This is a genomic window from Halococcus sp. AFM35, assembly GCF_051195015.1.
Taxonomy (GTDB): Archaea; Halobacteriota; Halobacteria; order Halobacteriales; family Halococcaceae; genus Halococcus.
Genome location: NZ_JBNTJU010000004.1, coordinates 43,884 through 55,595, shown reverse-complemented (window position 1 = coordinate 55,595; position 11,712 = coordinate 43,884). Strand labels below are relative to the sequence as shown.

Here is an 11,712-nt window from a genome sequence, read left to right as displayed (position 1 = left end):
ACGGTTGTTCATTCTTGGAGGTTTTCTTTCATCTTATCGATAATGGTTTTACGGTACTTGTGTGTGTGATTTTCCTTGGTTTCGAATCCCCAATTGCTTTATCAGTTAGAAACGCTCCGTGACCCGGTTGAGCACCCCGTAGGCTCCCTTCGCAGCGTCCATCGCCAACCCGCTCGATTCGACGGTGTAGTACGGCACCAGCTCCCCGCCGAATTTCGATTTGTATCGGCAGAGGTGTTCGGTGTTCGCGCCCACGAGGTCGTACTCGTGCACGGAGTCGACAGGTGGATTCTCGGCGATGTCGTTGATGATACGCCAGTGGAGCAGGCTGTTGATGCTAACGTTCTCGTGGGTCGCGCGCGTGCCGCCGAGCCAGTAGTACGCCGCATCGTTCGAAAACAGCGCGATGACTCCTCCGAGGTAGTCGCCGTCGGCGCGGGCGACGTACACCCGACAGCGCTCACCCAATTCCTCGATGACGTCCCGAACATAGGGCCACGTCGGGCCGAACGTCTCGGATTGGGCGGCGTAGCGCTCGGCGGTCTCTTCGAAGACCGTCTCGCCGCCGGCGACGCCCGCGGTCTCGATGTCGACATCGAGGTCCATCCCGGAGCGAATCTCCCGGCGGAGGCTCCGGCTGAACGAGTCGATGAGTTCGTCAGGGTCGTCGACCGCGACGCGGTAGGTGAACGAGGGTTCGACCGACAGTCCGCCCCACCGATAGGGGCGCGGGTCGGTGTAGTCGGGCGGACAGAGCAGGCGAACGAGCGTCCGTGGCGAATCGGTGTCGAGCACGTCGAGCAGGCTCTCGGTGAACTCGCGGTTTACCTTCTCCTGCTTGCGCCGTTTCGGGCTCGTCGGCATCACGAGCGGCCCGAGGTTGGGAACGGCCATGCCGGGCGGCGGCGAGGAGACGATTCGCAGTCCGCCGACGTGCCGGACGAACAGCGGCACCATCGCCACCAGCTGCTCGCCACGATACCCGCCAAGGAGGTAGCACTCGCCGGGTGCGTGGCGGTCGAGCACCGACAGCGCCCCGGGGGTGTGAAAGACCTCGAAGCCGCGGTTGGGAAGCGCCCCTGCCCACGTCTCGAAGTCCAGTCGCTCGATTCTCATGGGTCGGACAGGCGTGCGCTGGCGTTCATCATCGATACGTATCACACCCCGGCAGCCGGATAAAGGAGTTGTCCTTTTTCGTTTGCCCACAGAGATAACGGTTCATTGCTCGTCCCGGAGTCACGGCTGGCGGTGCGATGACGAGGAGCGAAAGAGGTGTGGGACCGCCGAGGACGAATCCGGGTTCGAGTGGGGGTGTGGGTGCGCGGCGCGACGGGTGCTGTGTTGCCGGTTGCGACGAGAAAAGCGTCACGTCCCGGCAGTTCGAACGACGCACGCACCCCACATAACTCCCCCGCTTTCTATCGCCGGTCGCCGAGCGCCGGGAACTCCTCGCGCACGCTCGCCACGCGCTCGGGGTCGATGTCGGCGGTGACGACGGCCGGTTCGTCGGCAGCGCGTTCGTCGGAACCCGCTTCGGCCAGCACCTCGCCCCACGGGTCGTATATCGCCGAGCGCCCACAGAGTTCGGTCTCGACGAACGTCCCGGAACCGTTACACGTCGCCACGAACAGCTGGTTCTCGACGGCGCGCGCCCGCGGGAGGAGTTGCCAGTGGTCGACGCGCGGATACGGCCACGCGCTCGGCACGAGGACGAGAGTCGCGCCCGCATCCGCAAGCTCGCGGTAGAGTTCGGGAAAGCGCAGGTCGTAGCAGGTCGTCATCCCGAGGGTGAACCCGTCGAATTCCGCCAGTCCGAGCGACTTACCCGGAACGAGCAACTCGGCTTCGCGCGATTCGTAGCCGAAGAGGTGGTGTTTGCGATAGACCGCCCGGCGCTCGCCGTCGCGGTCGAAAAACACCGACGTGTTCGCCAGTCCCCGCTCGGCGGGCACATCGAACCCGTCTCCCGCGCTCGCCGCGAGGTCCTCGACGATGGAGCCGGCGAGCACGCCGACACCGTACTCGCGCGCCGCGTCGGCGACCCGCGAGAGCGTCGGCCCGGCAAGCGACTGTGCACCCTGCTCGTAGTCGTCGAACGCGAAGTAGCCGACGTTGAATATTTCGGGCAGACAGACGAGGTCCGCGCCCCCGCTTGCGGCCTCGGCGATGGCCGCGAGTGCCCGCTCGACGTTCTCGGCGCTCGCGGCCTCGATTCCGTGTTGACAGCACGCGAGGCGCATCTACGCCTCGATTTCGGCGTCCTCGTTGATGGCGCGTTCGAGGTTGTCGAGTTCGCCGTCGAGGTTGCGTTTGAAAAACCGCTCGACGCCGGGCATCTTCCCCTCGACGGTGAAGCGGTTGTGCAGACGGGTTCCTCCGTCCACGGCTTCGAGGTCGTGTTCGCCGACGACCCGGAGCACGCGCGAGCGGCCGACGAACTCCACGTGGGATGGGGGGTCGCGTTCGGTGTCCTCGGTCTCGACGGCGATGGTCTGGTTCACGAACGGAATCGGCAGCGAGACGTGCCACGTGGCGTGGGTCTCGTCGTGAACCTCGAACGATTCGACGACGCTGATGGGCTGGGCGCGCTTGCCCGGATCGGCGATGAACTCCCAGACTTCTTCGGGCGAGGCGTCGAGTTCGAAGGTGCGTTCGACCCGGACAGTCATGGCTTCGATAGGAGGTCAGTCGGTAAAAATCCGCCGAAGCCTCACCGTTCAGCCGGGCGTGACGCGCCACGTGGTCGATTTCGCGCGGCTCCATTTCTCGATGTCGATGTCTTCTGACTCCTCGTCCAGCCGCGGCAGCCGGACGCCGACCTGTTTGGCGCTCAGCCCGAGCTGGTCGGCGATGTTCTTCGAGCGGAAGTAGCGCTCCCCACGCGCAACGCTGTCGTGGAGGTACGCGAGAATCCGCCGGTCCTCGTCGGTGAAGTCGCTCATTGTGGATACTACGGTCGTGAGGCTCTTAACGCTTTGTGGCAAGGGTTAGCCCGAGAGGTGTATCGCGGCGACGGCAATCGCACCCGCAAGCGAGGCGACGGCGAAGCCCCACGCCGCGGTGAGTTGGGTTTCGAGCAGCCCACCGACGAGCGCGGCGAACGCGCCGATGAGCCCGAGTATCACGAACAACACGGCGAAGCCGACGCCGCGGTCGGTCCCGACTGCTGTGGACATGGCGGCGCTATCACCGGCGGGGACTTATACTGTCGGTTGGAAGCCCGTCCTCCGCGCGGAGCAATCGAGTGGCAGCGAAACGACCGGTGAACGAACAGTAACCACCCAACCGACAGTATCGTTCCATCATGGCGGGCAACCGACAGCCTGTTTCCCGTGACCATGGAAACGACCATCCGATGAACCGCACGCGCGCCGCCGTGCTCGTCCTCGTCACCCTCGCCGCGGTCGGTGGCGTGGCCGCCCTCACTGTCGAGCGCCCGACGGTCGAGCGTACCGAAAGCCGGATTTCCGGCGTGAACGACTCGACGACGCTCGTCACGACCGAGCTACTCGTCGAGAACCCGAACCCGGTCGGGGTCAGACTCGGGAACGCGACGGTCAACCACTCGGTGCGGATGAACGGCATCGTGATGGGGAACGGGAGCCGGGAGGGGCTTCGCATCACGGAAGACGGGACGAGGGTGAACTTCACGACCGCCATCGACAATCGGAAGATTCCGGCGTGGTGGGCGAGCCACGTCGAGCGCGGCGAGCGAACGCGACTCGCCACGAGCGCGAGCGTCGACGTGCCGGTGTTCGGCACCGAGCGGGTGAGCGAGAACCGGACGGTGACGACCGACATCACCGGCGCGTTGAACACGAGCGAGCCACGGCCGATAAACGCGAGTCTTCCACTACTCGACGACCCCGTACTCGTCGTCGACCGCACGACCGCGACGTGGGGGAACGCGACGCCCGAGACGACGCCGCTCGACATCGCTCTCAGGGTGAGAAATCCGACCGAGATTCCGATTCCGGTCAGCCGCATCGACTACACCGTCACGATGAACGGGATTCCCGTCGCCAACGGAACCACGGGCCGGGGCGACGTGATTCCGCCCGGCGACGAGCAGACGGTTCGGACGAGAGTGGCCATCCGCAACCGCAAGCTCGACGAGTGGTGGGTCAGCCACATCGAGCGCAACCAGCACACCGACCTGCGGGTGTCGCTCACCGCCGTCCTCGACCTCCCCGGCGACACCACTGTGCGAGTTCCGCTCGACGGTCTCGGCTACAGCACCGACATCGATACCGACGTGTTCGGCACGAAGAACGGCTCGGCCGCCAGAGCAGGGACGGCTCGAAGCCTCTCCATCGGAGCATAGCCGAGACTGGGCATGTGAAGCGGTTGGCCGCTGACCGACAGGATATTACATCGGGCTGTGTCGCTTTCGGTATGGACGTCCGCCTGCTCGAAGCGACCGAGGACCCCGAGAGAGTGGTCTGTACCGCCGCACGCTGCGACTATTCGTCCGGCTTCGTCGGCGACCAGTCGTTCGCGGAGATGATGGACACCGTCGAGGGCGACACCATCGAGGAGAAGAAGGAGACGCTCATCGGTCACCTGCTCGACCACGGCCACTTCGGTCCGTTCGAGCATCCCCAAGCCACCTTCGCCGTCGAGGGCATCAGCCGCTCGTGCATGGCCCAACTCACCCGCCATCGCCACGTCTCCTTCGACGTGCAGTCGATGCGCTACGTGGCCTTCGACGACGTCGACCCCGCCGACGTTCGCGAGGGCGCGATGGTCGTCACGCCGCCGTCGGCGACCGACCCCGACTGGGTGGGCCGCAACCAAAGCGGTGGCGCGGTCGACGGAGAGACCATCGAGCGCCGCGAGCAAATCTTCCGAGAGTCGGTCACCGAATCGGTCGAGTCGTATCAGGAACTGCTCGAAACGGGAATGGCCCCGGAAGACGCCCGATTCGTCCTGCCCATCGGGACGGAAGTGAACATGGTGTTCTCGATGAACGTCCGCATGCTGATGCACATCGCGGACATGCGCGCCGCCGCCGACAGCCAGTGGGAGATTCGAGAGCTGACCGAGGCGGTGCTCGACCACGCCGCCGAGTGGTGTCCGCTCACCTTCGCCCACTACGACGAGCACATGAAGGGCCGAAAGAACCGATTGGCACCCTGATTCACGCGAAGGGCGGGTCACAGCGTTTTTATATGATGGTCCGGTCATCTACGATGGATGACGCGGGTGTGGCTGCTCGGTCTCGTCGCCGCGGTAGCGCTGGGAGCGTTGTTCCTCCCCGCCGTAGCGGTCGGCGACGCACAGTCGACTACCCCGCCGAACGGTTCGAGCACCACGGGCTTCGACGAGGCGCGCTTCGTGGTCACGGTCTACGAGAACGGTTCCGCCCGCTGGACCCAACGGTACAACCAACCGCTCGCAAACGAGAGTGAGATCAGCCGCTTCCGTGCCTACGCAGACCGCTTCGAGAGCGAGGAGACGCCCGTCTATACCGATTTCAAGGAGCGAGCGATGTCACTCACGGCGGAAGGCTCGAACGCGACCGGGCGCACGATGAACGCACGGGCGTTCAGTCGGGACGCACGGGTCAGCTCACAGCCGGATGCAACGGGCGTCGTCGAGATGTCGTTCATGTGGACGAACTTCACGACCGCCGAAAGCGGCTATCTCGTCGGCGATAGCTTCGACAGCGGGCTGTATCTCTCCCGGGGGACTTCTATCGAGTTTCGGGCCGGACCGGGCCTCGAAATCGACTGGGACGAGGTCGCGCCCACGGCCGATGCATCGACCAACGGCTCGGCGAACACGACCGACTCGCTCACCTACTTCGGCCCGGCGCAGTTCGCGGGCGGCCATCCACGGGTCGCCTTCACCGAGGAGTCGGCGCTCTCGGCCGGCGGTGACTCGCTGTCGAACGTGCCGCTCGCGTGGGTCGTTGCGGCGCTCGCCGTCGTCGCCGTCCTCGGTGCGGTGGCCGTCGGGCGCTCGGACGCGTCGCTACCCTTTGGCGATACCGCCGACGGTGACGAACCGGCGGACGCGACCGCCACCGATGCCGAAAGCGAACGCACAGCCGACGAGCCGGACACACCGCAGGAGCCGGCCGTGAGTCCCGCGGACCTCAGAAGCGACGCCGACCGTATCGAGGAGCTGCTCGAAGCCAACGGCGGACGGATGCAGCAGGCCGACATCGTCGACGCAACCGACTGGTCGAAATCGAAGGTGAGCACGCTCCTTTCCGAGATGGCCGAGGAGGGTCGCGTGAGCAAGCTCCGCGTCGGCCGCGAGAACATCGTGAGCCTCGCGGGCCACGAACCCGACGTCGCCGGCTCGCCGTTCGAGGACGGCTGAACGCAAAGCGCAACCGTTAAACGCAATTGCTCGCTACGGAGGGATGTCGACGCGCTCTGGTGGTGTAGTCCGGCCAATCATATCACCCTCTCACGGTGATGACCAGGGTTCGAATCCCTGCCGGAGCATTCTGTGAATGCGACTCACCCAGCGGCCGCTCCATCGCATGCCACAACAGCCAAAAGCGTGCGCCACCTTTGAACTGGTATGTCGAACGAACCGGCGACGACCGGCGAGAGCCTGCCCGAGACCGAGGAGGAATGGCGCGACGTGCTGACCGACGAGGAGTACGAAATCCTGCGCGAGCAGGGTACCGAACCCAAGTTCAGCGGCGAGTTGCTCGACGAGGACGACGACGGCACGTTTGTCTGTGCCGGCTGCGGAACGGAACTGTTCTCCTCGGACACGAAGTTCGACTCCAAGACGGGGTGGCCGAGCTTTTCGGACGTCGCCGACGGGGCGAACGTCGAACTCCGGCGGGACACCAGCCACGGGATGGAGCGCACCGAAGTCGTCTGTGCGACCTGCGGCGGCCATCTCGGCCACGTCTTCGACGACGGGCCAGAACCGACGGGCAAGCGCTACTGCATCAACTCGGCGGCGCTCGGCTTCGACGAGGACTCGTAACGCCCGTGCGAACCCGTACCGCTATATAGATTTCATAGTAGGGTATTTATCCTCCCTGCGGCTACCGTCGGACGATGCAGGAAACGCCTGTGAGTCGGCGCGCAGTGCTGGCGGGCGGAGCCGGGCTGTGCGCGGGGCTTGCCGGCTGTATCAGCACGAGCGCGACGCCACCGAACAGCGCCAGCGAGAACGACTCCGGTGGAGGGAGTACGGGTGACGTGCCAACCCTCCAGGCGGGCGGCTCTTCGACGGTGTATCCAATCGTCAACCGGGCCGCTTCCTTCTGGGGGACGAATGCTACCCCGCCTGACGGGAAATTCTGGAAGCCGAGCAAGTACGGTATCCAGACGGACAAACGCCTCGCCGATTACTGGGCCGGGCTGTACGGCTTCGACGCAACCGAGAGCGATTCGCCGCCGATTGCGGTGAGCGTGAGTCTCAGCCACTCGGGAACCGGTCTCGAAAAGCTGCGCAATGGGCGTCTCGACATCGGCAATTCGAGCGCACCGGTGAAGGCGGAGTTCCCCGACCTCGCACAGCAAAAACTTGCGAAGTACGTCGACCACGTCGTCGGGGTCGATGCCCAGCCAATCGTCGTCAGTGAGGCAATCAAGGAGGCCGGCGTCACTGGAATTACGGCGAAGACGCTGAAAGCCATCTACAAGGGCAAAATCACGAACTGGAGGGGTGTTCCGGGCTACACCGGCCCGTCGAAGCAGATTCAGGTCGTCGGGCGCGCCGAGGGGTCGGGCACCGACACCGCCTTCCGGAACAACCTCTTCGGGAACCCGAACGCGGCGATTCCGGGCGTCGACATCCGCAAGGGCGAAAACCAGCAGGTCAAGCAGATCGTCAAAAACACCGACAACGCCATCGCGTACATGGCGCTGGCGTTCGTCGACGACTCGGTGCCGGCCATCTCGCTCACCTTCGACGGGACGAAATACGTCCCCGGGAAGAACCTCGCCGAGAGCGGTTACCCGCTCGCACGGGACCTCCACTGCTACACCTACGGGGGCACCTCGAAGAAGGAGGCCGCACTGTTGCGGATGCTCGTCAGCGAGTACGGCCAGCAGACGTTCGTGAAGGCGGTCGGCTATTCGGCACTGCCACCGAAACGCCGGAAAGAACAGCGGCAAAAACTCCCCGACACCCAGCAATGAGCGTCGAACGCGGGCTGGACAGGTTTGGAGGGGTTTCGACCCCGACGCCGGTCGGCGCGCTGCTCGGCGTCACGCTGCTGGCCGTCGCGGTGACGTTCTTCCTCGCGCCCGGACTGGTGGTCTACCCGCTCGCGGCGTTCGCGCTCGTCGTCGTCTATGGAGTTCTCAGGGAACAGGCGGCGACAGCACGCGCGCTCGCGCTCGCGGCGACGGTCGTGACGGTGCTCGTGCTCGGTCTCATCACCATCTATCTGGTCGTCCAATCGATACCGGCCTTCCGCATTATGGGTCTCGACATTTTGACGAAGACCAGTGGAGCGCTCTGGAATCCGAGCGCGGCCATCTACTCGCTCGTACCGATGATGTGGGGCACGCTCGTGACGACGCTCATCGCCACCGCCGTCGCCGCCCCGCTCGGCATTGCCGGCGCGGTGTTCATCGCCGAGATGGCCCCTGACTGGGCGCGCAACCTGCTCAAACCAGCCGTCGAGGCGCTCGCGGGCATCCCCTCCATCGTCTACGGCTTCATCGGATTTCAAGTCCTCAACCAGTTCATGGCCGACGAGTTCGCGCTCCCGACCTACGGCAGTCTGTTCGTCGTCGGCGTCGTCATCGGCGCGATGGCGCTCCCCACAGTCGTGTCGGTCGCCGAGGATGCCATTTCGAGCGTGCCCGGCCCGATGAAGGACGGCTCGCTCGCGCTCGGGACGACCGACTGGCAGACGACGACCGCCGTGACGCTCCCGGCGGCGTTTTCGGGCGTGTCGGCGGCCGTTCTGTTGGGTATCGGTCGCGCCGTGGGTGAAACGATGGCTGCGACGGTGATTCTCGGCCACGTGCAGGCGCTGCCCGACCCGCTCTATGACGTGTTCGGTAACACCGAGACGCTCACCAGCCTCATTGCGAGCCAGTACGGCATCGCCAGCGGCTCGCAGATGAGCGCGCTGTTCGCCGCCGGCGTCGTTCTCTTCATTACTGTACTCGGTCTGAGCATCGGCTCGCAGTACATCGAGCGGCGGATGGAGCGCACGCTCGGGGGTGAGGGATGAGCACGGACACGCGCGTGGCGAGCGCGCTCGACCGAGGCAGTACCGGCCCGCTACGGTACGCTGGCGGGGCAGTCGTCGTCACCGGTGCCATCGTGCTCGTCGCGAGCCTGCTCGCGTTCGCACAGGTCGTCCCCGCCACCGTCATGGGCGTGTCGCTGTTCGACGTGCTCGCGGTCGCGCTCGTCGCGGCGGCGGGCTGTCTGATCGCGGTCGTCGTCACCGCCAGGTTCGGCATGCTCGATGTCGCGCCGGACCACACCGCCGGCACGTCGCTTGCGGCCGTTTTCGCACTCATCGGCGTGGTGACTGGGGGTCTCGTGACCGCACAGACGCTTGGGTTCGGCACTCTCTGGCCGGTCGGCGCGCTCGTCGGCGGGGCGCTCGGGGTCGTGCTAGCGGTCGTCCCCCGTGAGGACAGCGCGCTCGCGGCGACCGGCGGCGGGTTCGCGCTCGTGGTGGGCGGACTCGTCCTGACCGACGTCATCGGACCCGGCTGGCGATGGCAGCCGGAGGGCCTGTCGGCGGCGTTCACCGCAGCGACGACCCTGCCGATACTGCTGGGCGTCGCCGGGCTGTTGCTCGCGTGGGTCGGCGCGCAGGCGGCCGCCGGGTTCGGCACGCAGGGGAGGGCGCGCGGCGCGTCGCTGCTCGTGAGCGCGAACGCGGCAGGGATGATCGCGCTGCTGGTCGTTCTCGTCTCCTTCATCGCCGTGCGGGGCTGGGGACCGATGACAGAGGGCATTCGCTTCGGGCTGTTCTGGGAACCGGTGACGTGGTTCCAGCCGCCCGGTTGGGACGAATATGTCGTCATCAGCTCCCCCCTCGTCTGGTTTCACTGGCCGTTCGTAATGGAGGGCTTTGCGATAACCAACACCATCAACGGCGTCGCGCCGGCCATCGTCGGCACCGTCTGGCTGGTCGTCGGCTCGGTGACGGTCGCCGTCCCGCTCGGCGTCGGCACCGCCGTCTTTCTGACCGAATACGCCGAACAGGGCAGATTGACGGCGCTCGTGGAGGTCGCCACCAATGGTCTCTGGAGCACGCCGAGCATCGTCTACGGGCTGTTCGGGCTTGCCTTCCTCGTGCCGCGCATCTCCAACGGAAGCAGCCTGCTGTCGGGCATGCTGGTGCTCAGTTTCATGCTGCTTCCCCTCGTGATCATCACGAGCCGCGAGGCGCTGCTCAACGTGCCCGACGAGTACCGCGATGCGAGCGCGGCGCTCGGCGTGAGCCGCTGGCAGACCATCAAGAGTGTCGTCCTGCCGGCGGCGATGCCCGGCGTCGTGACCGGTGCCATCCTCGGCGTGGGCCGCATCGCCGGCGAGACCGCGCCGATTCTCCTCGTCCTGACCGGCGAGCCGTTCCCCGAGACCGGACCCGATGTGCTCGACTTCGGGGCCGGATTCACCTCGTCGTTCCCGTTCGTCGAGCTATCGGTGTTCAGCACCGAAGCATTGCTCCAGCCGGCGACCGCGCTGCCCTACCAGCTGTACGCGACCATCACCGCCGGCGTCGGCAACGTGAGCAACGGGTTCGCGTGGGCCACGGCGCTCGTTCTCCTGCTGGTGGTCTTCGCCTTCTATGCGGTCGGCATCGTCTCGCGGCGCTACTTCGATACCAAACTCCAATCATGAGCACGATACAACGGGACCGAGACCGGACCATCGGCGAGAGCGACGAACGCATCGAACCGGAATGGACCGACTACGACTTCGACAACGGGACGAAGTTCGCCGTCGATGACCTCGACGTCTTCTACGGCGACGAGCAGGCACTCGAAGGCATCAGCCTCGACATCCCCGAAGAGAGCGTCACGGCGCTCATCGGTCCTTCGGGCTGTGGAAAGTCGACGTTTCTCCGGTGTCTGAATCGAATGAACGACCGCATCAAGGCCGCGAACGTCGAGGGAAGCGTCGCGCTCGATGGCCAGGAGATCTACGGGGACGGCACGGACCTCGTCGAGCTCAGAAAGCGCGTCGGGATGGTGTTCCAGCAGCCCAACCCGTTCCCCAAATCCATCCGGAAGAACGTCTCCTACGGTCCCAGAAAGCACGGCGACGTCGAAACCGGGCTGCTCGCGCGGCTGTTCGGCCGCGAGGACGGCGAGGGCGAGGACGCACTCGTCGAGCGCTCGCTCCGGCGGGCCGCCCTCTGGGAGGAGGTCGACGACCGCCTCGACGACAACGCGCTCGGACTGTCAGGGGGACAGCAGCAACGCCTCTGTATCGCGCGCTGTCTCGCAGTCGATCCCGAGGTCATCCTCATGGACGAACCAGCAAGCGCGCTCGACCCCATTGCGACCGCGAAGATCGAAGACCTCATCGAGGACCTCGCCGAGGACTATACTGTGGTGGTGGTCACCCACAACATGCAGCAGGCGGCCCGGATTTCGGACCAGACCGCCGTCTTCCTCACCGGCGGCGAACTCGTCGAGTACGGCGACACCAACGAAATCTTCGAGAACCCCGAGAGTCAGCGTGTCGAGGACTACATCACCGGGAAGTTCGGATAACCACCCGGCAGCTGAACCCTTTTGGGTCCGT

General features: G+C 65.5%; 13 protein-coding genes and 1 tRNA gene. 9 read left to right on the top strand and 5 right to left on the bottom strand.

Going from position 1 to position 11,712, the window contains the following annotated elements; genetic code table 11:
- Positions 1-105 precede the first annotated feature (105 nt).
- The 5 genes from ACQUQO_RS04470 to ACQUQO_RS04450 all read right to left on the bottom strand — a co-directional run bounded on the left by ACQUQO_RS04470 (position 106) and on the right by ACQUQO_RS04450 (position 3,176).
- The gene (locus ACQUQO_RS04470) at positions 106-1,116 is read right to left on the bottom strand and encodes a lipid II:glycine glycyltransferase FemX (protein WP_435076755.1); all 1,011 of its coding nucleotides are present in this window, start codon (positions 1,114-1,116) and stop codon (positions 106-108) included.
- Between the two features lie 302 nt (positions 1,117-1,418).
- Positions 1,419-2,240 carry a carbon-nitrogen family hydrolase gene (locus ACQUQO_RS04465; RefSeq protein WP_435076754.1) on the bottom strand — a complete coding sequence of 274 codons (822 nt, stop codon included), beginning with the start codon at positions 2,238-2,240 and terminating at the stop codon, positions 1,419-1,421.
- Positions 2,241-2,669, bottom strand: a complete 429-nt coding sequence (locus tag ACQUQO_RS04460) for a CoxG family protein (protein WP_435076753.1) — start codon at positions 2,667-2,669, stop codon at positions 2,241-2,243.
- A 48-nt stretch (positions 2,670-2,717) separates the two neighbouring features.
- The gene (locus ACQUQO_RS04455; protein WP_435076752.1) at positions 2,718-2,942 is read right to left on the bottom strand and encodes a DUF7123 family protein; all 225 of its coding nucleotides are present in this window, start codon (positions 2,940-2,942) and stop codon (positions 2,718-2,720) included.
- Between the two features lie 45 nt (positions 2,943-2,987).
- Positions 2,988-3,176: a DUF7525 family protein gene (locus ACQUQO_RS04450; protein ID WP_435076751.1), complete on the bottom strand. Its 189-nt coding sequence runs from the start codon at positions 3,174-3,176 to the stop codon at positions 2,988-2,990.
- A gap of 179 nt (positions 3,177-3,355) precedes the next feature.
- Here ACQUQO_RS04450 and ACQUQO_RS04445 point away from each other — a divergent pair, with 179 nt between their 5' ends.
- The 9 genes from ACQUQO_RS04445 to pstB all read left to right on the top strand — a co-directional run bounded on the left by ACQUQO_RS04445 (position 3,356) and on the right by pstB (position 11,681).
- A complete protein-coding gene (locus ACQUQO_RS04445; RefSeq protein ID WP_435076750.1) occupies positions 3,356-4,324 on the top strand; it encodes an LEA type 2 family protein in 969 nt (322 codons plus the stop codon).
- A gap of 71 nt (positions 4,325-4,395) precedes the next feature.
- Positions 4,396-5,139: an FAD-dependent thymidylate synthase gene (gene thyX, locus ACQUQO_RS04440; RefSeq protein ID WP_435076749.1), complete on the top strand. Its 744-nt coding sequence runs from the start codon at positions 4,396-4,398 to the stop codon at positions 5,137-5,139.
- A 57-nt stretch (positions 5,140-5,196) separates the two neighbouring features.
- Positions 5,197-6,330: a helix-turn-helix transcriptional regulator gene (locus ACQUQO_RS04435; RefSeq protein ID WP_435076748.1), complete on the top strand. Its 1,134-nt coding sequence runs from the start codon at positions 5,197-5,199 to the stop codon at positions 6,328-6,330.
- A 53-nt stretch (positions 6,331-6,383) separates the two neighbouring features.
- Positions 6,384-6,458, top strand: a tRNA-Glu gene (locus ACQUQO_RS04430).
- A 79-nt stretch (positions 6,459-6,537) separates the two neighbouring features.
- Positions 6,538-6,957: a peptide-methionine (R)-S-oxide reductase MsrB gene (gene msrB / locus ACQUQO_RS04425; protein ID WP_435076747.1), complete on the top strand. Its 420-nt coding sequence runs from the start codon at positions 6,538-6,540 to the stop codon at positions 6,955-6,957.
- Positions 6,958-7,031: 74 nt separating this feature from the next.
- Positions 7,032-8,120: a PstS family phosphate ABC transporter substrate-binding protein gene (locus ACQUQO_RS04420; RefSeq protein ID WP_435076746.1), complete on the top strand. Its 1,089-nt coding sequence runs from the start codon at positions 7,032-7,034 to the stop codon at positions 8,118-8,120.
- Complete coding sequence (pstC, locus tag ACQUQO_RS04415; RefSeq protein WP_435076745.1) at positions 8,117-9,169, top strand: phosphate ABC transporter permease subunit PstC; 1,053 nt, start codon at positions 8,117-8,119, stop codon at positions 9,167-9,169. Before ACQUQO_RS04420 ends, pstC begins: the two co-directional genes overlap by 4 nt.
- Entirely contained in the window at positions 9,166-10,803 is a 1,638-nt protein-coding gene (gene pstA / locus ACQUQO_RS04410) for a phosphate ABC transporter permease PstA (RefSeq protein WP_435076744.1), read from the top strand. Before pstC ends, pstA begins: the two co-directional genes overlap by 4 nt.
- Positions 10,800-11,681, top strand: a complete 882-nt coding sequence (gene pstB / locus ACQUQO_RS04405; protein WP_435076743.1) for a phosphate ABC transporter ATP-binding protein PstB — start codon at positions 10,800-10,802, stop codon at positions 11,679-11,681. Before pstA ends, pstB begins: the two co-directional genes overlap by 4 nt.
- Positions 11,682-11,712 lie beyond the last annotated feature (31 nt).